Source organism: Arthrobacter sp. 10N418, assembly GCF_056394725.1.
In genome coordinates, this window is sequence record NZ_JBFTIK010000034.1 from 1 (window position 1) to 22,120 (window position 22,120).

The 22,120-nt window shown below is 68.4% G+C and carries 20 protein-coding genes, 6 tRNA genes and 1 pseudogene; 19 read left to right on the forward strand and 8 right to left on the reverse strand.

All coding sequences use genetic code 11. The annotated features are described in order from the left end of the window. Nucleotides 1-613 (forward strand): HNH endonuclease (locus AC1DCZ_RS18135; protein ID WP_476975835.1); only part of this gene is annotated, 613 nt, incomplete at its 5' end. A 234-nt stretch (nucleotides 614-847) separates the two neighbouring features. Here the strand turns inward: AC1DCZ_RS18135 and AC1DCZ_RS18140 are convergent. Continuing rightward, the gene (locus AC1DCZ_RS18140) at nucleotides 848-1,708 is read right to left on the reverse strand and encodes a cytochrome (RefSeq protein WP_476975836.1); all 861 of its coding nucleotides are present in this window, start codon (nucleotides 1,706-1,708) and stop codon (nucleotides 848-850) included. Nucleotides 1,709-1,797: 89 nt separating this feature from the next. Then, nucleotides 1,798-1,869: transfer RNA gene (locus AC1DCZ_RS18145), tRNA-Val, on the reverse strand. Between the two features lie 318 nt (nucleotides 1,870-2,187). On the opposite strand from AC1DCZ_RS18145, the gene AC1DCZ_RS18150 reads away from it, so the two are divergent. From AC1DCZ_RS18150 to AC1DCZ_RS18175, 6 genes are all read left to right on the forward strand, one after another. Further along, a tRNA-Gly gene (locus tag AC1DCZ_RS18150) sits at nucleotides 2,188-2,260 on the forward strand. A gap of 46 nt (nucleotides 2,261-2,306) precedes the next feature. After that, nucleotides 2,307-2,377 (forward strand) — tRNA-Cys (locus tag AC1DCZ_RS18155). Between the two features lie 39 nt (nucleotides 2,378-2,416). Further along, nucleotides 2,417-2,491, forward strand: a tRNA-Val gene (locus AC1DCZ_RS18160). Nucleotides 2,492-2,547: 56 nt separating this feature from the next. Next, a tRNA-Gly gene (locus AC1DCZ_RS18165) sits at nucleotides 2,548-2,620 on the forward strand. A gap of 49 nt (nucleotides 2,621-2,669) precedes the next feature. Next, a tRNA-Val gene (locus AC1DCZ_RS18170) sits at nucleotides 2,670-2,744 on the forward strand. A 182-nt stretch (nucleotides 2,745-2,926) separates the two neighbouring features. Then, complete coding sequence (locus tag AC1DCZ_RS18175) at nucleotides 2,927-3,193, forward strand: antitoxin (protein ID WP_476975837.1); 267 nt, start codon at nucleotides 2,927-2,929, stop codon at nucleotides 3,191-3,193. Nucleotides 3,194-3,377: 184 nt separating this feature from the next. Here the strand turns inward: AC1DCZ_RS18175 and zapE are convergent, their stop codons facing one another. Further along, nucleotides 3,378-4,415: a cell division protein ZapE gene (zapE, locus tag AC1DCZ_RS18180; protein ID WP_476975838.1), complete on the reverse strand. Its 1,038-nt coding sequence runs from the start codon at nucleotides 4,413-4,415 to the stop codon at nucleotides 3,378-3,380. Nucleotides 4,416-4,691: 276 nt separating this feature from the next. On the opposite strand from zapE, the gene AC1DCZ_RS18185 reads away from it, so the two are divergent. From AC1DCZ_RS18185 to ybaK, 3 genes are all read left to right on the forward strand, one after another. Further along, entirely contained in the window at nucleotides 4,692-5,609 is a 918-nt protein-coding gene (locus AC1DCZ_RS18185) for a sulfurtransferase (protein WP_476975839.1), read from the forward strand. A gap of 76 nt (nucleotides 5,610-5,685) precedes the next feature. Further along, nucleotides 5,686-6,162 (forward strand): SufE family protein, encoded by a 477-nt coding sequence (locus tag AC1DCZ_RS18190; protein ID WP_476896784.1) that lies wholly within the window; start codon nucleotides 5,686-5,688, stop codon nucleotides 6,160-6,162. Nucleotides 6,163-6,180: 18 nt separating this feature from the next. After that, entirely contained in the window at nucleotides 6,181-6,678 is a 498-nt protein-coding gene (ybaK, locus tag AC1DCZ_RS18195; protein WP_476975840.1) for a Cys-tRNA(Pro) deacylase, read from the forward strand. A gap of 63 nt (nucleotides 6,679-6,741) precedes the next feature. On the opposite strand, the gene AC1DCZ_RS18200 is transcribed toward ybaK, so the two are convergent. Then, nucleotides 6,742-8,043 carry an alpha/beta hydrolase family protein gene (locus tag AC1DCZ_RS18200; protein WP_476975841.1) on the reverse strand — a complete coding sequence of 434 codons (1,302 nt, stop codon included), beginning with the start codon at nucleotides 8,041-8,043 and terminating at the stop codon, nucleotides 6,742-6,744. 137 nt (nucleotides 8,044-8,180) lie between these two features. On the opposite strand from AC1DCZ_RS18200, the gene AC1DCZ_RS18205 reads away from it, so the two are divergent. The 9 genes from AC1DCZ_RS18205 (at nucleotide 8,181) to AC1DCZ_RS18245 (ending at nucleotide 18,505) form a co-directional block, all read left to right on the forward strand. Then, nucleotides 8,181-8,672, forward strand: coding sequence for a hypothetical protein (locus AC1DCZ_RS18205; protein WP_476975842.1), 492 nt, complete (start codon nucleotides 8,181-8,183; stop codon nucleotides 8,670-8,672). Between the two features lie 14 nt (nucleotides 8,673-8,686). Further along, nucleotides 8,687-9,235: a peptide-methionine (R)-S-oxide reductase MsrB gene (gene msrB, locus AC1DCZ_RS18210; RefSeq protein WP_476975843.1), complete on the forward strand. Its 549-nt coding sequence runs from the start codon at nucleotides 8,687-8,689 to the stop codon at nucleotides 9,233-9,235. Nucleotides 9,236-9,436: 201 nt separating this feature from the next. Then, nucleotides 9,437-10,834 (forward strand): DUF6421 family protein, encoded by a 1,398-nt coding sequence (locus AC1DCZ_RS18215; protein WP_476975844.1) that lies wholly within the window; start codon nucleotides 9,437-9,439, stop codon nucleotides 10,832-10,834. Further along, nucleotides 10,831-11,565 carry an SDR family oxidoreductase gene (locus AC1DCZ_RS18220; protein WP_476975845.1) on the forward strand — a complete coding sequence of 245 codons (735 nt, stop codon included), beginning with the start codon at nucleotides 10,831-10,833 and terminating at the stop codon, nucleotides 11,563-11,565. Before AC1DCZ_RS18215 ends, AC1DCZ_RS18220 begins: the two co-directional genes overlap by 4 nt. 37 nt (nucleotides 11,566-11,602) lie before the next feature. Next, nucleotides 11,603-12,691, forward strand: a complete 1,089-nt coding sequence (locus AC1DCZ_RS18225) for a threonine aldolase family protein (protein WP_476975846.1) — start codon at nucleotides 11,603-11,605, stop codon at nucleotides 12,689-12,691. 69 nt (nucleotides 12,692-12,760) lie between these two features. Beyond that, nucleotides 12,761-13,402, forward strand: coding sequence for a DUF3000 domain-containing protein (locus AC1DCZ_RS18230; RefSeq protein WP_476975853.1), 642 nt, complete (start codon nucleotides 12,761-12,763; stop codon nucleotides 13,400-13,402). A 71-nt stretch (nucleotides 13,403-13,473) separates the two neighbouring features. Then, nucleotides 13,474-14,832: an HRDC domain-containing protein gene (locus AC1DCZ_RS18235; protein WP_476975847.1), complete on the forward strand. Its 1,359-nt coding sequence runs from the start codon at nucleotides 13,474-13,476 to the stop codon at nucleotides 14,830-14,832. A 179-nt stretch (nucleotides 14,833-15,011) separates the two neighbouring features. Next, on the forward strand, nucleotides 15,012-16,328 hold the full coding sequence (locus AC1DCZ_RS18240) for a thiolase family protein (RefSeq protein WP_476975848.1): 1,317 nt from the start codon (nucleotides 15,012-15,014) through the stop codon (nucleotides 16,326-16,328). Continuing rightward, nucleotides 16,325-18,505 (forward strand): 3-hydroxyacyl-CoA dehydrogenase NAD-binding domain-containing protein, encoded by a 2,181-nt coding sequence (locus AC1DCZ_RS18245; protein WP_476975849.1) that lies wholly within the window; start codon nucleotides 16,325-16,327, stop codon nucleotides 18,503-18,505. Before AC1DCZ_RS18240 ends, AC1DCZ_RS18245 begins: the two co-directional genes overlap by 4 nt. A 131-nt stretch (nucleotides 18,506-18,636) precedes the next feature. Here AC1DCZ_RS18245 and AC1DCZ_RS18250 read toward each other — a convergent pair whose 3' ends face one another. The 4 genes and pseudogenes from AC1DCZ_RS18250 to AC1DCZ_RS18265 all read right to left on the reverse strand — a co-directional run. Beyond that, a complete protein-coding gene (locus AC1DCZ_RS18250; protein WP_476975850.1) occupies nucleotides 18,637-20,187 on the reverse strand; it encodes an ABC transporter ATP-binding protein in 1,551 nt (516 codons plus the stop codon). Next, on the reverse strand, nucleotides 20,184-20,942 hold the full coding sequence (locus AC1DCZ_RS18255; protein WP_476975851.1) for an energy-coupling factor transporter transmembrane component T: 759 nt from the start codon (nucleotides 20,940-20,942) through the stop codon (nucleotides 20,184-20,186). Before AC1DCZ_RS18255 ends, AC1DCZ_RS18250 begins: the two co-directional genes overlap by 4 nt. Nucleotides 20,943-20,947: 5 nt before the next feature. Further along, complete coding sequence (locus tag AC1DCZ_RS18260; protein ID WP_476975852.1) at nucleotides 20,948-21,781, reverse strand: ECF transporter S component; 834 nt, start codon at nucleotides 21,779-21,781, stop codon at nucleotides 20,948-20,950. A 203-nt stretch (nucleotides 21,782-21,984) separates the two neighbouring features. Beyond that, nucleotides 21,985-22,120 (reverse strand): annotated as a pseudogene (locus AC1DCZ_RS18265) (IS481 family transposase); the annotation flags it as partial.

Consider the following 22,120-nt stretch of genomic DNA (forward strand, 5'->3'; position numbering starts at 1 on the left):
CACCGGCGGGCTGCGCCCGCAGGTCATGGTCACCATCGACTACCGCGACCTCCTGGCCCGGCTCGACCGCCTGGGCGCTTCGGCCGGCGGCCCGGAAACGGCTGGCTCAGGCGGCGGCCCGGCAGGCCCGGCAGGCCCGGCAACCGCGGAATCCACATCGCGGACATTCGAGCACACGGGCACGCTGCTGTTCACCGGGCCGGTCACAGCCTCCACGGTCCGGAAGATCGCCTGCGACGCGGACATCATCCCCGTCGTCCTCGGCGGCGGAGGACGGATCCTGGACATCGGCCGGGCCTCGAGGATCTTCCCGCCCCATATCCGCAAAGCCCTCACCGCCCGGGACCAGGGCTGCGCGTTCCCCGGCTGCACCATCCCCGCGCCCTGGTGCGAAGCACACCACATCGATTACTGGTCCCGCGGCGGGACCTCCGGCACGGACAACGGGGCACTGCTGTGCTCCCATCACCACCACGTGATCCACAAGGAACACTGGACCATCCAGGTCCGCACCGGGATCCCCTGGTTCATCCCGCCACCCCACCTCGACCCCAAGCAACACCCCCGCCGCAACCACTACTTCAAACCCGCCGACCTCAGCGCGGCCGCGTGACCGCGGCATTACCCTGACAGCGGCGGTCGGTGATGGCAACGCTGGTGGCAGCGGCGGCAAGTGGGGGCCCAGCCGGGCAACCACAGGGGGCGGCGTGACCGACGCACCGGCGAGTGACCCTCGCCCCTAGTGGCGGCAACCGCCGGGCGGAGCGGCGTCGGAACCATGATTCACAGTCCCGGACTGGAGCGGTACCTCAGGACTCGTGGAGAGATGAGCCGGCCCGCTTCGATCTCAGCGCCGGGGGCCCGGGGCCAGCGCGGGCGGCGCCAGCGGGAGGAGTGCCGCTCCGGCTGTGGCAGTGTCAGCCGACATCTCCCACACGCGGCGGAGGGCGCAGAACTTCCACCAGTGGTGCTTGAGGACGTCCGGATTGGCCCGCAGCGGTCGGACCTCCGTCTCGCCTACAGCGACCGCCAGCAGGATCGGGGATTCGCCGTGTTGCCAGGCCTCCCACTCCCCAGCCACGGGATCGACGAGGCTTTCCTCAGCCTTCATGCCTGCCACGAGCTGCATGACGACTTTGTCATCGAGTGGCTTGACGGTGCCGTCGCGGCTGGTGCCCTTGGTCTTGTAGTCGATAAGGCACGTGCGGCCATTGATCTTTGCGACGAGGTCCAGGGTGCCCGCGTAGCCGACCGTCTTATTCCAGACGGTGATCTCCGGCGCGATCGGCTCCACCTGGAAGAGCTCCCACCACTCGTCGAAGCGGGCCGCGAAGGCTTCCTCGCCGTTGGCCGCCAGGGCCTCCCGCGTTTCCTTCATCTGGTGCGGCCGGCCGAGGGCACGCAGCGCAACCTGCTCGCAATAGTTGTGGACACGGTCGCCACGTTTCGCGGCGTCGTCCCGGTACGTTTCCGCAGCCTTCGCCGCACGGCTGACCGCCTGACGCAGCTTGGCCGGGCTCCCCAGGATGGCGGGAAGGGCCGGATCCTGGGCGAGGCTGTTGGCTCCCATATATCCGAACCAACCGTCGAGGCCATGGGGCTGCTGTCCGATAACCGTGGTGATCGAAGGGACGGAGAATTGCTCGGACGTCGATCGAGCGTACATCCGGCCGTGGTCGGTGGCGTGGGCGAGGAGCGGAGCGGTCATGGAAAGACTCTTTCACAGGGGTCAGACAAGGAGGGCAAAGCAAAAAATGGCCCGCCCCGCTGACTGAGCGGAACGGACCATTTCGTGGGTGGGCGATACTGGGTTCGAACCAGTGACCTCTTCGGTGTGAACGAAGCGCGCTACCACTGCGCCAATCGCCCCAACGACATTGAATGCTAGCCCACCGGGGCGGATTTTAGAAATCCGGCCCTCCCCCGCGGGCTTGGCAGCGAAATGCGTCACTGAGGGATCGCCCAGAAAGCCGCCGTCGGGCGCTGACGAGCAGGACTCCGGGTACCGGCACGGCACCTCGAATTACAGCATTGTAATTCGTAAAATCCCCTAGAATCCAACGAAGCAGGGCCCTCCGCAGGGAGGGTCGTCCGCGCGATTTGTAGATTCCCCTAACCTCCTATAGAGTTCTTACTCGTTGGAACGCGAGGAAATGCCGATTGCGGCGCGGAAATGCTGACAACAATGCGGACGTAGCTCAGCTGGTAGAGCACCACCTTGCCAAGGTGGATGTCGCGAGTTCGAATCTCGTCGTCCGCTCGCAGGACACTGTCACGGCAAAGGTTCTTCGGAATCCTGCCTACACGGTGGGTTGGCCGAGAGGCGAGGCAGCGGCCTGCAAAGCCGTATACACGGGTTCGAATCCCGTACCCACCTCGGTGAAAACCCTGGTTTCCGGTCTTGGCCGGATGCAAGGGGCGATTGGCGCAGCGGTAGCGCGCTTCCCTGACACGGAAGAGGTCACTGGTTCGATCCCAGTATCGCCCACCAGAGCAAGGGAACTTGCTTGATGCAGTACCACCGGCACAGCCGGCATGGACTAAAATGCGGACGTAGCTCAGCTGGTAGAGCACCACCTTGCCAAGGTGGATGTCGCGAGTTCGAATCTCGTCGTCCGCTCTCTTATGTACTGGATTCAAACAACTCCACTCCGGATCTTTCCGGTTGCGGGCGATTGGCGCAGCGGTAGCGCGCTTCCCTGACACGGAAGAGGTCACTGGTTCGATCCCAGTATCGCCCACCACACAGAGCAGCTCCCCCGGGGGTTGCTTTTTTCTTGTCTGTCACCGGGACCGCCCGTTCCACGTTCCAGTTCATGCCGCCGGGTCTTCTCCCCTGGGCTTACACCCTTGGCACGCCCAGCACCGCCGGATAGGATCGAAAGCGCTAGGAGCGCTCTGGCTCCGCGACCGAAGGGAGGTGCCCGTGGGTTTACTTGACGATCTAAAGGGCAAGGCTCAGCAAGTAATTGGTGGCAATGAACAAGCCATCAAGGACGGCATCGAGAAGGCCGGCGATTTCGTCGACTCGAAGACCGGCGGAAAGTACGCCGACAAGATCGATGCAGTGCAGCGTGGCGCCTCCGACTACGTGGACAAGGCAGACGACCGGCCGCAGACGGCCCCAGTCGCCGAGACTCCCGTCGCCGGAGTGCCTCCTGTAGCCGGGGAACCCCGGCAGCAGGGCCTCTGACCCAAATACGTCACCGAGGTGCCGGTCCCGCCGAGAGGCGGCGCCGGCACCTTTGGCGTTTCTTGGCCAGGTTTTCGGCCAACGCCAAGAGCCAACGCGGGGGCACCTTCGGCCCATCCGGTGCGTCAGGATGGGCCGTAGGTGACCCGGCGTTGGAAGGTGACCCCGCGCTCGGAATTAAGGCTTAAGACGGCTCGTGGTTCTGGCCCTCACGGGCCAGGGCGGTCAATCGTGAGACGGCCCGGAAGTACTTCTTCATGTAGCCGCCGGTCATCATTTCCTCTGTGAAGAGCTGATCGAACGGCACACCGCTGGCGAGGATGGGAACGTCCTTGTCGTACAGCCGGTCCGCCAGCACCACGAAGCGCAGCGCGACGGCCTGCTCGGTGATGGTGTGCACGTTTTTCCAGACCACGCCCTCGATGCCCTCAATGAGCTGCCGGTAGCGGCTCGGGTGGACCCCTGCGAGGTGGTTGATCAGGGTGCTGAACTCGTCCCGCGCCACGGTCTTGCCGTCAAATTCGGCGTGCATGTGGTGGGTCAGGTCATCATTGCGCAGCGGCAGCGGCGCCGCCGGGAGGCCGCGGTGGCGGAAGTCCTCGCCGTCGATCCTGACGACGTCGAACTGGTCCGCCAGCACCTGGATCTCGCGGGCGAAGTCGACGGCGGCGAAGCGGCCGTCACCCAGGGAACCTGGCAGGGTGTTGGAGGTGGCGGCGAGCTTGACGCCGGCGTCGGCGAGTTCCCGCATGAGCCGGGACATGAGCACGGTGTCCCCGGGATCGTCGAGCTCGAACTCGTCGATGCATACGAGCTTGTAGTGGCTCAGCGCCTCGACGGTCTTGCGGAAGGACAGCGCCCCGACCAGGTTCGTGTACTCCACGAAAGTGCCGAAGGCCTTGGGTCCCGGGGCGGCGTGCCACAGCGAGGCCAGCAGGTGGGTCTTGCCTACGCCGAAACCGCCGTCAAGGTAGATCCCTGCCCGGGAGGTGTCCTTCTTGCCGAAGAGCCGTTTGAACAGGCCGTCACCGTCGCGCGCGCCCACACCCGCCGCGAAACCCTCCAGCTCACGGACAGCATGGGCCTGGCTGGGCTGGGACGGATCCGGCCGGTAGCTGGAAAACGACACCTTGCCAAAACGCGGCGACGGATAGAACCCCTTGAGGAGTTCGTCCACGGAAACTGCCGGTGTTCTGGCGGCGAGCTGTTCGATCTGTACCAAGGTGGTCCGTTCTGCTGGTCTCTTGTCCCCAGAAACGATACCGGCAATGCCGGCCGGGTTTGTTGGCCACGTTGCCGGCCTGGCTTGTTGGCCACCCGGCCGGGCGCCCGCGGCAACGGCCCATCATCGGCCGGTGCGTGATGAAGGCCATATTTCCGACTGTGAACATAGGGGGAGCATTCCTGCCCGGGCGTGGCTAGTGTTGTACCAGGCCCGGCGCCCGTTCGATTCCCCCACGGCCCGGCCTCCCGACCGCTTCAGTGAAAGGCCATCGCAATGCCCTACCCCGTTGAGCAGAACGAGAAGTTCGCCGCCTACGCCCACCCGCAGCGCCTCGTTTCCACCGAGGGGCTTGCCGCGGCGCTGGAGGCCGGCGCCCTCGACGGCGGCAAGCTGGTGGTGGTTGAGTCCGACGAGGACGTGCTGCTCTACGAGACCGGCCATATCCCGGGAGCCGTGAAGGTCGACTGGCACACGGACCTGAACGATGAGGTCACCCGCGACTACGTCGACGGTGGGGCCTTTGCCGCACTGGCCGCATCCAAGGGCATCTCCCGCGACTCCACCGTGGTCATTTACGGCGACAAGTCCAACTGGTGGGCCGCATATGCCCTGTGGGTCTTCACGCTCTTCGGCCACGAGGACGTGCGGCTCCTGGACGGCGGCCGGGACAAGTGGATCGCCGAGGGCCGCGCCCTCACCACGGACACCACAGTCCCGGTCCCCGGCGAGTACCCCGTCGTGGAACGCAACGATGCCCCCATCCGCGCCTTCAAGGACGATGTCCTGGCCCACTTCGGCAAGCCGCTGATCGACGTCCGGTCCACCGAGGAATACACCGGCCAGCGCACCCACATGCCAGCCTACCCGGAAGAGGGCGCCCTGCGCGGCGGGCACATCCCGACGGCGGCCTCCATCCCGTGGGCCCGCGCGGCAGCCGAGGACGGCACCTACCGCAACCGCCCCGAACTCGAGGCACTGTACCTGGGTGAGGCTGGACTCAAGAGCGGCGACGACGTCGTGGCCTACTGCCGCATCGGCGAACGATCCAGCCACACCTGGTTCGCCCTGAAGTACCTCCTGGGCTTCGACTCCGTCCGAAACTACGACGGCTCGTGGACCGAGTGGGGCAACGCCGTTCGCGTTCCCATCGTCAAGGGCGCCGAGCGCGGCACCGTCCCTGCGGCCAGATAGGGCAGGGGGCGGTCCTGTGCGGCCGGGGACGGAACCGATCGGGACACAAACGCCTGCCGTGCGTAAGCTGGGAGGGATGAATACTTCTGCCCTCCCCGCCGCGCTGGCGGACATCGTTGACGACTTCCAGGCCCTGACCGAATCCGATCGGCTGCAGCTGCTCCTTGAGTTCTCGCGCGGACTACCGGAGCTTCCGGAACGGTTCAAGGACCACCCGGAGCTAATGGAGCAGGTGGTCGAATGCCAGACGCCGCTGTTCCTCACCATCGAGACCGAGGAACCCGACGACGGTGCGCCTGCCCGGGTGCGGCTCTTTTTCAAAGCGCCGCAAGAGGCCCCGACCACCCGCGGCTTCGCCGGTGTGCTCCATGAAGGACTCGACGGGCTCAGTGCCGCGGAGATCCTGGCGGTTCCTGACGACATGCCGGAACTGCTCGGCCTCACCCGGGCCATCACGCCCCTGCGCATGCGCGGCATGACGGCGATGCTGGGCCGGATCAAGCGCAAAGTGGCCGCGATGGCCCGCGCGGACTCCGCGGCCCCGCAGTCCTGACCCCCACGGACATCCACTGTGGCCCGCAAACTTCCGTCCCAGGGGACTCCGGCCACCGCGGCACTCGCGGCCGCCGGGGTTCCTTTTGTCGCGCACCCGTACGCCCATGATCCGGCGGCCGCCAGCTACGGCATGGAAGCCGCTGATGTGCTCGGCATCGATCCGGCCAGGGTGTTCAAGACCTTGATGGTCGACGTCGACGGCCGGCTCGCCGTCGGCGTCGTACCGGTGAGCGGAAACCTGGACCTCAAAGCGATGGCCGCGGCCCTCGGCGGCAAGAGGGCGGCGATGGCGGACCCGGCGTCGGCGGAGCGCCGGACCGGCTATGTCCTCGGCGGCATCTCCCCTCTCGGCCAGCGCCAGTCCTCCCCCACTGTCATCGACGACAGCGCCCTGGAACTGGAGACGATCCTCATCTCCGGCGGACGCCGCGGACTGGATATTGAGCTGGACCCGTCGGAGCTGATCCGTCTAACGGACGCGCGCACGGCGCCGATCGGCACCGGCAGGCACTGACACCACCAAGGCCCCACGCCGGTGTTAGCGCCAAAGATCGCCGGCGTGCCGCTCCGGCGCAGCTCACGTCGCCGGATGCGGCTGTCCGGGGTTCGGGCGCGGGGCCAGTTGCTGCCGCAGCCAGGCAGTGACCAGCCGCTCCCAGCGTTCCGGATCGACATTCCATTCCTTCGTGTGCCGGGCGGTGCTGAAAGGTTCGAACGTGACCATGTCCGGGTTCTTCTCCGCCAGGGCCGCAGAGGGACCGTAGGGAACGTATTCGTCGTCAACGCTGTGCAGGATCAGGGTCGGCGTCCTGAGCTCCACTGCACGGGATACCCAGTCCATCGCTTTCAGGTCGACCGGGGCGGCCAGGCCCGTCAGCCGCCGGCCGAGGGGATGGCCGAGCATCAGCTGGCCGTAGCGGCCCACGGCTGAAGGAATCCGGTTCAGCTCGGCATGGTGCGCCAGCACGTTGACCCAGTTGATCACGGGTGCGTCCAGCACCATCGCCCGGATCAGGTGGTGGTGCCGCGACAGGTCTGCGGTCTGGAGGCAGATCGCCCCGCCCATGGACCAGCCGAACAACACCACTTCGCGCGCGCCCTGCGCAAGGGCGTAACTGATGGCAGCCTCAACGTCGCGCCATTCAGTGGAGCCGAGCCCGTAACGTCCGTCCTGGGCCGAGGGCGCCAGGCCGTCGTTGCGGTAGGAAATCAGGAGAGAGGACATGCCCAGGTCCCGGACCGTGCGGACAGCCCTGAGGCCTTCCTGCCTCGTGGCTCCGCGTCCGTGCACCATGATGGCCCAGACGTCCGAGGCCGGCGCAGCCCTGATCAGCCACGCCGGCGCAGTGCCGCCGTCGACCGGTACGAGGACCTCCTCCGCGGCAAGGCCGATCGCGGCGGGATCCGGATAGGCGGCACCACTCCAGGATCCGCGCCGCGCGGTCGAGAGATCGCCGCTGTAGACGGCCTCGACTTCGCGCAGCACGGTGCGTTCGGCCGGAGAGTAGGACAGGATACGGCCGATCCGGGCGTGGCCGCGGCCGCCATCGAAGAAGAGCCCGTAGACGCCGTCCACGGTCGCATCGGGCGTGGCCGCGAGGATGACCTGCAGGCCCCGCCCGGCACGAATCACGGCCAGGACCTCCTGGTCCTGCTCGCGGACCCGGGCCGGGGTGATGACGCGGCGGGCAAAATAGAGCGCGAGCGCCGAGGAACCGGCCGCGAGCAGGCCCGCTGCGGCGCTGCCGCCAATGATGCCGCCGACGGCCCACCTGGCGCTTCCGGGCACGATGGCCTCGGCGCCCTCCGCGCCGGGAGAGGCTCCACGGGCGGCCGGGGTCCGTTGCGGGTCTGCCAGGAGGCGCAGGGATGATGCCATGCCACCATTCTGACTGAAGTCCCAGCCAAGGCAGGCATCCTGCCTGTTCAACGGCCTGCCGCCGCCGGAGCGGACACGGGGATTTCCCGCGCGGACACAACAGTGCGGGGCCGGAAGTGCACGACTAGGCTGGGGTCATGAGTGATCCAATCGTCATCTTGACAGAAGAGCCCCTAGGTGCGGATGACCGCGTCAACATTGAAACCCTGGTTGCCGGCGGTGATGCCCCCCTGATGGTCCTGGTCCCCGGCAACACCGAGCGTCACCTGGTGGTGGACTTCCTGGAAAGCCTCTCCATGCTGGAGATCGCAAAGGCCTTCCGTGAACTCACGGCCCAGGCGCACAGTCCCGCCGCTGAACGGGCGGCAGCCGCCGAGACCCTGGCCTCCTCGCTCGCGGCCTTGGGCGGAATCGGCGGCGGGGTCACCGGCGAAGTGGTCCAAGGCGGAGCCGTTGAGGGCCTCGTCGCCAAAGTCAAAGAACTCGGCGCCGGACAGGCTGTCGTGATCACCCGTCCCCACGCCCTGGCCGACACGTTCCACACCGACTGGGCCAACAAGGCCCAGGACCGGCTCGGCGTGCCCGTGCTGCACTTGTACGCCGGTTCGGGATTTATCGGCGACTCCTGAGCGTTATTGAGGCTATGAGCATCTTCAGCAAGAGGTCAGAGAACACATCCGTTGCCCCGTCGCCCGCCGCCGGCCCTGTCGCTCCGGCGTCACCGCCCGCGGACCGGACTGCCGCGGAGACGTCAGCCACAGACAAGACAGTCGCGGACAAGACAGCCGCGGCGAAGACCGACGAGCAGTGGCGCCAGGAGCTCACCCCGGAGGAGTACCGGGTGCTCCGGCAGGCCGGCACCGAGCGGCCGTACACCGGCGAGTACTGGGACTCCCATACTGCGGGCGTATACCAGTGCCGGGCCTGCGGCACCGAACTGTTCACGAGCAAGGAGAAGTTCGATTCGCACTGCGGCTGGCCGTCCTTCTGGGCTCCGCTCGCGGATGGAACCGTCCGCTACATCCACGACCGCACGCTCGGCATGGAGCGCGTCGAGGTCCGCTGCGCTACGTGCGATTCCCATTTGGGCCATGTCTTCGGCGGCGAGGGGTACGGCACTCCCACGGATCAGCGCTTCTGCATCAACTCGGTGTCCCTGAAGCTGGTCCCGGCGGACGAGACCCGCCCGTAGGCAGCACACACCAGGGGCCGGACCTTCGGCCCCGCTCCACGCCGGGATTCGGCAGCCCTGCCCCCGCTGTACCTGGGGCAGGCTGCCGGCCCCATTTGCCACAGAGTTTCTTATGCTCGGCCTGATTTTGCATTAGAGGTTCTGATTGCTTGCTACGCTCGGGAAAGACGTTCCAAGCAACCAGAAAGGCGACCGTCGACGATGACCACGACCGCTCTCACCGCCCCCGCCCCGATCACGGCCGGCAACCAGGAATGGCTGCGCCTCAAGGCCGCAGCCACCGCCCTCCAGGCACTCCAGAGCCAGGACGGATCCGTGCCGGATGCCGCAGCCCACGAAGCCGCGGCTGGCCACGTCGGAACCATCACCGCAGCGGTCACCGCCCTGGCCCCGTCCTTCCCGCACGACGCCCGCTACCTGGAGCTGCTTGTCACCGACTTCGGCCGCTGGGCCGATAGCGGCTTCGGCGTCCCGGACTTCCTGGATTCCCTGCAGGCTTTCCAGCCGCAGCAGCACCGGGTCAACGGGCTTCAGCACGTCGTAGTGTTCCCGATGTACACCCAGAACGGCAGCAGCAACCGCCACGTCGAGGCTGTCCTGATCGAGGTCATCTGGCCCGAGTTCGTCGCCGGACTGGAAGAAGACGAATACTCCAACAAACTGTTCGTCCCGATCCGCTTCCTCGACTTCACTCCGGGGTACAACACCAACTCCGCCGTCCTCTTCCCTGAAACCGTCGCCGTCCGGGAAACCCCGACGTTTACGTGGGGCGCGATCTTCGCCGACCGCGAGGCGGCCCGTTTCCGCCGCGTGCTCCGCGCCGCCGCGGACATCACGTCCCTGCAGCTGCCCGAGGACGCAGCCGCGCTGCTCGAGGACCAGGAGCTGACGCAGGAAACGTTCGTCATGTGGGACCTGATCCACGACCGCACGCACATGCGCGGCGACCTGCCGTTCGATCCCTTCATGATCAAGCAGCGCATGCCGTTCTTCCTTTACTCGCTTGAGGAACTGCGCTGCGACCTGACCGCCTTCCGCGAGTCGGTGAAGATCGAGAAGGACGAGGACGCTGACCCGGACGCCCGCCGGCACGCCAAACTTGTCCAGTACGCCGTCATCTTCGACCGCATCTTCCGCTTCGCGATCACCGGCAACCGGGTCCGCAACTACGACGGCCTCGGCGGCCAGCTGCTCTTCGCGTGGATGCACCAGCACCACGTCCTGCACTGGACCGACAGCAAGCTCAGCATCGACTGGGACGAAGTTGCCGACGTCGTGGTTGCACTCGGTGCGCGGATCGAGGAACTCTACTGGCGCTCGATCGACCGCCCCAAGATGGCCCACTGGCTGGCCGCCTATGAACTGATCTCCGGCACGGTCACGCCCAACCCTGCCTCTGTTTGGGCCAAGGGTCCGGATGCGCTGCCGCTGGCCGGCCCGCCGCGCGGCCTCACGGACCAGGTCCTCGACGACGAATTCCCGCTCTCGATGTTCTACGAGGCCCTGGAAAAGAAGATGCGCCCCGTCATTGAGTCCACGGCCGGCATCACCGGCACGTCCGATACTGCCAGCTCCACCCGGGCCATGAACGCCGGATGAGCGCCGGACGCACCCTGAACGTCGTGGTGGCAGGCGGCAGCGGCCCTTCCGGGATCGCTGCCGCCCGCGCCCTCCGCGAGGCTGGCCACACGGTCTTCACCGTCGGCTCGGACGGGCCACGTATCGAAGCGGCCGCCGCCGAAGCCGGTCCCGGCGTCACGCCGCTCACCTGCGACCTCGCGGACCTGGAGAGCGTCCGCGCCCTTCGCGCGGATCTGGCCGAAAGAGCCGGAAGCGTCGACGGCGTCATCCACCTCGTGGGCGGCTGGCGCGGCGCGAAGGGCATCACCGACCAGAGCGACGAGGACTGGGACTTCCTGGAGCGGAGCGCCATCACCACCCTGCGCAACGTCACCCGGGTATTCTTCGATGACCTCGCAGCCTCCGGCACAGGACGCTTTGCCATGGTCTCCTCCACAGCCGTCGGCAAACCGACGGCGGGAGGTGCCAGCTATGTGGCGGCCAAGGCCGCCGCCGAAGCCTGGACCCTGGCGGTCGCAGACGGCTTCCACCGGGCCCAGTGCGGCCACAAGGACGCCCCGGTGGCGCAGCGGAGCGCCGCGGCCATCCTCGTGGTGAAGGCCCTCGTGGACGCGACGATGCGCACCAGGTCCCCCGAACGCGCGTTCCCCGGGTTCACCGACGTGGACGACCTGGCCGCCGCCGCCGTCGGGCTCTTCACCTCCTCCGCGGCAGAACTGAACGGCCAGCGGCTGCTGCTTAGCCGATGAGCCCGGATCTCCTTAGACTGAAAGCGTGAGTAAAGCGATGACAAGCACAGTTGAAACTGCCCCTGCCAGCACTGCGGTGCGGCTCCACGATCCATCGGTCCGCGGGTTCGCCTCGGACAACTACTCGGGCGTCCACCCCGAAGTACTGGCGGCCCTCGCCGCCGCCAATGAAGGCCACCAGGTCTCTTACGGCGAGGATGACTACACCGCGCGGCTGCAGCAGCTCATGGAAGAGCACTTCGGCGCCGGGATCGAATGCTTCCCCGTCTTCAACGGCACGGGCGCTAACGTCCTGTCCCTCCAGTCCCTGCTGCCCCGCTGGGGTGCGGTCATCTGTGCTTCCACGGCGCACATCAACATGGACGAGAACGGCGCACCGGAACGGATCGGCGGCATCAAACTCCTCCAGGTCCCCACGACGGACGGCAAGCTCACGCCCGAGCTCATCGACCGCGAAGCCTGGGGCTGGGGCGACGAACACCGGGCCCAGCCGCTTGCCGTGTCCATCACCCAGACCACGGAGCTCGGCACGTGCTACACGCCGGAGGAAGTCCGGGCCATCGCGGAGCACGTCCATTCCAAGGGCATGAAACTGCACATGGACGGTGCCCGGCTGTCCAACGCCGCCGCACACCTTAACCTTCCGCTGCGGGCCTTCACCCGCGACGCCGGCGTGGACATCCTCTCCTTCGGCGGCACCAAGAACGGCCTGCTGTTCGGCGAGGTCGTCGTCGCTCTCAACCCGGAAGCCGCCCACGGCCTGGTCTACCTGCGCAAGATGAACATGCAGCTCGCCTCCAAGATGCGCTTCATGTCGGCCCAGTTCATCGCCTTGCTCGAAGGCGATCTGTGGCTGCGCTCGGCCGCGCATGCCAATGCCATGGCCGCCCGGCTGCGCGCCGGTGTCGAGTCGATCCCCGGCGTCGAACTGAGCCAGAAGACGGAATCCAACGGCGTCTTCGCCGTGCTGCCCGCCGGCGTGGCAGACCGCCTGCGCACGTCCTTCCGCTTCTACGACTGGAACGAGGCGGCCCGCGAAGTCCGCTGGATGTGCTCCTTTGACACCACAGAGCAAGACGTTGACTCCTTCATTGCGGCCATCAAGCGCGAACTCGCTGCCGTCTGAGTCCTGCACGTCATCCCCGGCCCGGCGGCGAGCCTGCCGTGCCGGGGACCGGCTGTTGCATAACCTGCCATTGTGAGCTCACTCGACCAGGTTCCCGCAGACTTTCTGTTCGCCCTGGGAACCCTTCGAAACGCACGATGCCGCAGCGAACTGCACCTTGAGGAGATTCCGGCCCCCTCCCGGCTCGCACGTTTCGCCGTCGCCCTGGGGGCAGAGGTCATCGGATCCGGCGGCGCCGCCGAAACCGCCATGATCCACGGGCCGGCCACCGCCGCCTTTGAACGCGCTTCCGGCAACGACGACGTCGAGCTGGCCACCGGCCGCTTCATCCTCCTCCACGACCCCGACGGATCCGCGGTGTGGGACGGGGAGTTCAGGATCGTCACCTACATCCGTGCCCAGCTCGAACCCGAAATGGGCAACGATGAACTCCTCGGCTCCGTCGCCTGGGCGTGGCTCGTCGAAGCCCTCGAGAACCACCAGGCGCCCTACCGCTCGGCCGGCGGAACGGCCACCCGGGTGCTGTCCGAAAGCTTCGGAACGCTCTCCGACAGGCCGGACTCGATCGACATTGAACTCCGGGCGTCGTGGACCCCCGCCACTCCGGACATCACCACGCACCTGGAAGCGTGGTCGGACATGGTCTGCACGTTCGCCGGCCTGCCGCCGCTGCCTGAGGGCGTGTCCGCGCTCCCCCGGCGCCCCCGATGACACGCGCGATCACGCCGTTTCAGCCCGCGTCGCGGCCTTATACGCCACGTTGTCGGTAAACTGGAGAGATCATGACCCCTCAAAATCCGGAAATCACCGCCGCCGGCGGCGTTGAAAGTACGACAGACGCCGCGGACACCACAGCCCACATCACGGTGGAAGGCTTCGACAGCCTGGTCCCCGAGGTCATTGACCTCGACGCCCCCCGCGACGGAGTGCCGCTTGTCATTGAGACGCCCGCGGGCCTGGAACGCTGCGCCGCGGCCCTCGCCGCAGGCCGCGGCCCGGCGGGAGTGGACGCTGAACGTGCCTCCGGATTCCGCTACGGCCAGCGCGCCTTCCTCGTCCAGATCCGGCGCGAAGGCTCCGGAACCTGGCTGATCGACCCCGAGCCCTTCGGCGACCTGCGGATCATCAACGACGCCCTGCGCGGGGTCGAATGGATCCTCCACGCCGCCAGCCAGGACCTTCCCTGCCTGTCCGAACTCGGCATGTGGCCCGACAAACTCTTTGACACCGAACTCGCCGCGCGGCTGGCAGGGCTCCCCCGGGTGGGCCTCGCCGCCGTCATCGAACAGCTCCTGGGCTTCGGCCTCGCCAAGGAACATTCCGCCGCCGACTGGTCCACCCGCCCGCTGCCGGAGCCCTGGCTCCGCTACGCCGCACTCGACGTCGAGGTCCTCACCGAGCTGCGCGAGGAACTCATCGAACTCCTCGTCGCCGACGGCAAACTCGACTTCGCAGAGCAGGAATTCGCCGCGATCCTTGAAGCAGGACAGGCCCCGCCCAGGGTCGACCCCTGGCGCAAGACCTCCGGACTCCACCAGATCCGGGACCGCCGCCAGCTGGCCGCCGTCCGTGAGCTCTGGCTGGAACGCGACTCGCTGGCACAAAAGCGCGACGTCGCACCGGGCCGGCTGATCCCGGACTCGGCCCTCGTGGCCGCCGCCAAGGCCATGCCGGCCACCGTTCCCCAGCTCCTGGCCACCAAGGGCTTCCACGGCCGGGCTGCCCAGCGCGAGGCCCCGCGCTGGCTGCGCTGCATCAGCACCGCGCGGGCGCTGGAGGAACTCCCTCCCCTGCACCTGGCCACCAACGCGCCCCCGCCCCCGCGGGTCTGGGCCGACCGGGATCCGGAAGCCGCCGCCCGGCTCGCGACGGCCCGGCCCAAGCTCCAGGCACGGGCCGAGGAACTGAACCTTCCGGTCGAGAACCTGCTGACCCCGGACTTTCTCCGCCGCGTGGCATGGCGTCCGCCGGCGGAACTGAGCGAGGAAGGCGTGGCGGAGGAGCTGGCGAACCTGGGGGCACGGCAGTGGCAGATCGAAATCACCGCACCGCTGATCGCCGGAGCCTTCCTCAACCCGGCGCCGCTGCCGGTCAATGAACGCAAGGCCGCCGTGGAAACGGCGTCGGGTTCCGCCCTATAATCCGCGGGTCCCTGGACCCCTGGCCGCCGCGCCCTCTCCGCGCACCTGCTCCCATTCCTTGCCAGCTATGTTACCGACGAGTAACATGATGCATGATGTCGCCCGGATTCCCTGTACCCCCTGGCTGTTCCTGCCACCGGGACGGTATCCGGCACCCATGTCTCAATGAGGAGTAACACGTGAGCGAACCCCGCAGCAGCGGAAGAAACGGCAGCGCGAGCCCCCGCACCATCCGCGACGTCGTCTTTGTCGACGGCGTCCGCACCCCGTTCGGCCGCGCCGGCGAAAAGGGAATCTACGCCGGAACCCGTGCCGATGACCTCGTGGTCAAGTGCATCCGCGAACTGATGCGCCGCAACCCGTCCCTGCCTGCCGAACGGATCGACGAGGTCGCCATCGCGGCCACGACCCAGACCGGCGACCAGGGCCTGACCATCGGCCGCACCGCTGCCCTGCTCGCCGGACTCCCCCGGACCGTGCCCGGCTTCGCGATCGACCGCATGTGCGCCGGCGCCATGACCGCCGTGACCACGACGGCGAGCGGTATCGGCTTCGGCGCCTACGACGTCGTGATCGCCGGCGGCGTGGAACACATGGGCAACCACCCGATGGGCGCAGGCGCCGACCCGAATCCGCGCTTCATGTCAGAACGCATCGTCGATCCCGCCGCCCTGAACATGGGCAACACCGCAGAGAACCTGCACGACCGTTTCCCCGCCATCACCAAGGACCGCACCGACGCGTACGCCGTCGCCTCCCAGGACAAGCTCGCGGCCGCCTACGGCAAGGGACAGATCCAGCCCGACCTCGTGCCCGTCGCGACCATGAAGCCCGGCCAGGGCTGGACCGTCAACACCGTGGACGAGCCGCCGCGCCCGGGAACCTCGGTTGAAGACCTCGCAGCGCTGCGCACACCGTTCCGGGCCCACGGCCGCGTCACCGCGGGGAACGCCGCAGGCCTGAACGACGGCGCCACGGCCGCCCTCCTGGCCTCCGCCGATGCCGCCGAGGAGCTCGGCCTGCCGGTCAGGATGCGCCTGGTCAGCTACGCGTTCGCCGGCGTGGAACCCGAACTCATGGGCATCGGGCCCGTCCCCGCCACGGAGAAGGCCCTCAAGAACGCCGGACTCGGCATCGCGGACATCGGGCTCTTCGAGATCAATGAAGCCTTCGCCGTCCAGGTGCTCAGCTTCCTGGACCACTTCGGAATCGCCGACGACGACCCCCGGGTCAACCGCTACGGCGGGGCGATCGCCGTCGGACACCCGCTTGCCTCCTCTGGCGTCCGGCTGATGAACCAGCTCGCCCGGCAGTTCGAGGAGGACCCGTTCGTGCGCTACGGAGTGACCACCATGTGCATCGGCCTGGGCATGGGCGCCACCGTGATCTGGGAGAACCCGCACCACACGGATTACGGCACTGCCCTGGCTGACACAGCCACGTCAGCCGCAGACAGCACCGATTCCGCCACCACCGAGACTGGAGCCGCAGCATGAGCGCCGCCGATTTCCGCAAGCTTGCCGATCTCTTCCCGAACGAGACCATCACCCACTCCTATGTCCAGGACATCCAGCTTCCCGCGGTGGGCGGCAAAGACAGCCCCGGCACCTTTGCGCTGATCACGTTGGACAACGGCCTGGACCACTCCAAGCCGACCACGCTCGGACCCAACACACTGGTCGAGCTCGGCACCGTCCTGGAAGGGCTGAAGGAGCGTGCCGCGCGCGGCGAGATCGTCGGCGTCGGCGTCACCGGCAAACCGTACTTCCTCGTCGCCGGCGCGGACCTTTCCACGGTCAAGTCCGTCAGCGGCCGCGAGCAGGGCCTCTGGATGGCCCAGCTCGGCCACGAGGTCTACGCCACCCTGGCCAACCTCGGCGTGCCCAGCTTCGCCTTCATCAACGGCCTTGCCCTAGGTGGCGGCCTCGAGATCGCCCTCCAGTCCACCTACCGTACGGTGTCGACCGGCGCCGGCGCGCTGGCCCTGCCGGAGGCGTTCATCGGGCTCATCCCGGGCTGGGGCGGGGTCTACATCCTGCCGCGGCTCATCGGGCCGGAGAACGCCCTCAAGGTCATGATCGAGAACCCGCTGAGCAACAACCGCACCCTCACCGGGCCGCAGGCCTACCAGCTGGGCGTGGCAGATGCCATGTTCGAGCCGGCCGACTTCGTGGAGCAGTCCGTCGCCTGGGCCGCCCAGGTGATCGCCGGTGCAGTGGCACCGGAGCGGACCAACGCCGTCGACCCGGCCGATCCTGAGGTTGCCGCCCGCTGGGCGGCCGCAATCGCGGCAGGGCGCGCGTTCGTGGAGACCAAGACCTCCAACGCCTCCCCCGCGCCGGCCAAGGTCCTGGATGTCCTGGAGGCCAACCGCACCCTGACCCAGGCCCAGTCGGCCGAGCTCGAGTGCGAGACCCTGGCGGACCTCATGCAGACAGAGGAGTTCCGGTCGACCGTCTACGCGTTCCTGGACCTCGTGCAGCGCCGGGCCAAACGTCCCGCCGGCGCTCCGGACCGCAAGCTCGCGCGCCCGGTGACGAAAATCGGCGTCGTCGGCGCCGGCCTGATGGCGAGCCAGCTCGCGCTCCTCTTCGCCCGCCAGCTCAAGGTGCCGGTCGTCATGACCGACATCGACCAGGCCCGGGTGGACAAGGGCGTCGGCTACGTCCAGGCCGAGGTGGACAAGCTCCTGGCGAAGAAGCGGATCAGCCCGGACGCCGCCAACCGGACCAAGGCACTGGTCAGCGGATCGGTCTCCAAGGAGGCGTTCGCTGATGCCGACTTCGTGATCGAAGCCGTCTTCGAAGAGCTCAACGTCAAGAAGCAGGTCTTCAAGGAGGTCGAGGCGATTGTGTCGGCCGAGTGCGTCCTGGCCACCAACACGTCCTCGCTGTCCATCACCGCCATGGCGGAGGACCTGGAGCACCCGGAGCGGCTGGTGGGCTTCCACTTCTTCAACCCGGTGGCCGTCATGCCCCTGCTGGAGATCGTCCGGGCCCCGAAAACCGACGACGCCGTGCTGGCCACCGCGTTCGAGCTCGCCAAGGGACTCAAGAAGTCCGCCGTGCTGGTCAAGGACGCCGCCGCGTTCGTGGTCAACCGTGTCCTGCTGCGCCTCATGGGTGAAGTCACCGCGGCCTTCGACGAAGGAACGCCCGCCGACGTGGCGGACAACGCGCTGCGGCCCATGGGCCTGCCGATGACTCCTTTCGTGCTCGGGGCGATGGTGGGGCTGCCGGTGGCGCAGCACGTCCAGGAGTCCCTGCACGCCGCGTTCGGGGACCGTTTCAGTGTCTCGGAGAACCTGCAGAACCTCATCGACAACGGCGTGAAGTCCATCTGGGCCATAGAGAACGGGGCCCAGGCGCTGGGTCCGGACGGCAAGCCATTCATCCCCGCCGGGACCCTCGCGCTCATGTCCTTCGGCAACACCCCCTCCACCGGCGGGGAGGTCCTGCGCCGCACCCAGGATGCGCTGGCCGAGGAAATCGGGCTCATGCTCGAGGAGGGCGTGGTGGCTGGTCCGGAGGATATCGACCTCTGCATGATCCTGGGCGCCGGCTGGCCGATGTTCCTCGGCGGCATCACCCCGTATCTGGACCGGGTGGGCGCCTCGGAGCGGGTCAACGGCAGGAAGTTCCTGGCACCCGGCGTAGCCTCGGCTCCGGCCTAGGGCCGGGCTGGCCCCGGCTTCGCCGGCCCCGGGCTCTCCACTTGGCGCCGCCGTCCGCACTGCACGTCTGCAGCAGCCGGGCGGCGGCGTTTTCGTCTGCAAGGACGCCGCGGAGCGGCAGCGGCTGCGGTTCAGGCCTCGCGGAGCCGGCCGCCGTCGAGCTCGAGGATCCGGTGCGCGGTGGCCCGGGCGTAGGCGAGATCGTGGGTGACCATGACGACGGCGGTGCCCCGCGCCGCCGCTGCGTGAACGGCCCGACCCAGCCGTTCGAGTCCGTTCCGGTCCAGCCCGACGGTGGGCTCGTCCAGGGCCAGCACGGCCGGGTCGCGGGCCAGGACCGAGGCCAAGGCGAGCAGCCGCTGCTGTGAGGCGGGCAGTTCGGCCGGGTGGCTGGTTTCGTCAGCCACGGAAAGGCCGACGGCCGCCAGCGCCTCCCGGGCCCGGCCCTCGGCGTCGGCCTTCCCGAACTGCTGCCGGAGCCCGAACGAGGCTTCGCGCAGGACGGTCCGTTCGAAGAGCTGGTCCCGGGGGTGCTGGAAGAGCAGGCCGATGGAGGCCGCGACCGTGCCCACCGGCACGCCGGCGATGCTGCGCCCGCAGACCCGCACGTCTCCCTCGGACGGGCGCAGCAGCCCGTTGAAGTGCCGCAGAAGGGTGGATTTGCCGGCGCCGTTGGGGCCCGTTACAGCGACGATCTCGCCGGGGCACACAGCGAAGTCCACGTCGCGCAGGATCCGTTCCTGCGGCATGGTCCCCCGCCGCCCCGGGCCCCGGCCGTACGCGAACCCAACCCCGCACAATTCAAGCGATGCCGGCCCGGGGCGGGAAGCGGCGGCAGATGCGGGACCGCAGCCCGGGACTCCGCGGACGCCAACGGGTCGCACGACACCCGTGCCTGTACCGCCGGCACCGAGCACCCCCGCACGCTCCAGCTCAGCAGAGCCGAGCAGCAGCGCCGGCGCACCCGCGGCGGTGACAGTGCCGCCGTCGAGCACGGTCCAGTACATCGCTTCACCGGCCAGGCGCTCGGCCGCCTGGCTCAGCAGGACCACGCCGGTTCCGGCGGCGCAGAGGCTGCGGACCAGGTCCTCAATCTGCGCGGCCCCCGCCGCGTCCAGTGATGCCAGCGGCTCGTCCAGAATGAGCATGTCCGGTTCCGCAATGACGGCGCAGCCCAGGGCGAGCCTCCGCAGCTCTCCCCCGGAGAGCGTGGCCGGGTCCCTGTCCAGCAGCCCTGACAGGCCCGTCCGCGCGGCGGTGCGCTCCACGGCGCGGAGCATGTCCACCCGTGGCGTCGCGCGGTTTTCCAGGCCGAAGGCCAGCTCCTCCGCGACTGTGGCGCGCACCGTGGAAAGCATCGCGGCCGCGTCCTGCGGGACGAAGGCCACGCGGCGGGACCATTCGGCGGAGTTGATCCGGGGGTCCTCCGGCACGCCGCGGAAGTCCAGGCGGGTACCGTCGAGCTCCAGGCTGCCGCGGAGCTGTCCCGCGTGGCCGGCCCGGAGCCAGCCGGCCAGCAGTTTCCCAAGCGTGGATTTTCCGCTCCCGGATCCGCCCAGGACGGCGGTCAGGCTGCCCGGCGCAACCGACAGCCCGACGCCGTGCAGGGCGGCCACGGTATCCCCGTGGAAGGTGAACCCGGCGATCTGCGCGATGAGCGCCGGCCGGGTCGTGGCACTCACGACGACCCCGCAGCGGGCCAGGACAGTGCCAGCCGGACGACGGCTGCCCCGGCGGCGAGCAGCAGCGCCGCTATGCGGAAGCGCCGCTGGGCGGACGAATCACGGACGTCGCGGTAGCTCGTGCGCGGGCCCGGGCTGCCGAAGCCCCGGGCGTCGAGGGCTTGCGCCCGGTTGCCTGCATCCTCGATGAGCCCCAGGACCAGCGGTACCATCTGCAGCCGCACGGCCCCGATCCTGGCGAGGACGCCGCCGCGCAGTACCAGCCCGCGCGCCTCCTGGGCCTGCCGGATGCCGTGCAGCCGGCCCGCGATGGCCGGCACGAGGGTCAGGGTGGACGCCAGGACGAACCCGAACTGTGGCGGCACCCTGCGGGCGGCCAGGGCAGCAACCAGGTCCGCGACGCTGACGGTGAAGGAAAAGAGCAGCAACACGAGCACGCACGCGGCGGTGCGGGAGGCGAGGTCCAGCGCGAAATCCAGTCCCTCCGCGGTGACACGGGCCGGGCCCCACTGGGCCAGGACGGTGTGGCCTTCCGGGAAGAACAGCCCATGCAGCACCAGGAGGGAGAAGCATAAGGGCGCCAGAATCACTCCGGCTGCGGTCAGCACCCGCCCTGCGACGCCGCCGCGCGCAGCAAGCGCAACCGCGACTGCGGCTACGGCGAGGGACAGCGGCCAGCTGGCAGCCGCCGTCGTGATGACTGCAGCGCTGGCGGCCGCAGTCAGCGCCGTGAGCGGGTGGAGTCGCGGGGGCATGGTCTTCAGGCTTCGGGCTGGGCCTTGGGCTGTTCCGGCGCTTTGCCGGCGAGGACCCGGAACCGCCGCACGAACGGGAACTGGTAGGTGGTGCGGCGGGGCAGGGCGTAGACCAGGAGCGCGGCGACGGCAAAGACGATCGCCTTGTCCATCGGGTCCGAGATCAGTGCCTGCTTGGTGATGGCTGCGAGCAGGGTGTCCCCCATGGCCCGGAAGGCGCTGACGATCGCGCCGGTGCCGATGCCGGAGGTTCCGCCGAACACGAAGGCGGCGATCGGGGCGGAGACGACGCCCGCGAGGACGCCGGTGACGAACCCGGCCACCGGCGCCAGGTAGAAGCGGCGGAAGAGGCCGCTCCGGGCGGCCAGGCCGGCCAGGAAGCCGATGAGGGCCGCGCCGGCCGCGAAGGGCAGGACGGTGGGGTTGAAGAAGGACCAGACGATGCTGCTGAGCGCGCCGGTGGCGGCGCCGGTGGCCGGTCCGGCGAGGACGGCGATCAGGACCGTGCCGATGGAGTCGAAGTAGAACGGGAGTCCGGTGGTTCCCATGAGCTGGCCGAGGACGACGTTGAGCACCAGCGCAACGGGGATGAGGACCAGGGTGGAGGTGGGCAGGACGGGCAGCACGGCGACGATGAGCAGGACCGCGCCGAGGAGGAACCCGCCGAGGGCTACGAGTGCCGAGAAGCTGGCCGGGCCGTTGGCGATGTCCGCGGGCTGGGTGAGGACCAGGAAGACGTATGTGGCGGCGATGGCGGCGGCGCCGGCGATTTCCAGCAGGCGGCGGCCGCGGCCGGCCGCCTGTCCAGATGCGGGGAGGGTCAGTGATTTCTGTGACATGGGGGATTCCTTTGGCTGTGGGTGCCTGCCGGGAGCGTCTGTCAGGGTCCTGATACGGCGGTCCGGGCGCAGCAAACTGCGCGCCTATGTCACCTCGGCGCAGCTACCATCCTAGCGATCGGCGGGGGCGCCGCGGAACAGCCCGGGGAACGCGCCACAGAGCCCCCTGGCGGCCTGCTGCCGCTAGCGGCCGCCTAGGTGTATTACCCACGGAGGTTGGTGACGCGGCTAGCGGGTGTTTGACCCTTGAGTGAGGTGTGGCCTCGGTTGTGATTGTAGTGGTGCAGCCAGGGCTCGAAGGCGGCAACGCGTTCGGTCTCTGAGGTGTAGGGCCTGGCG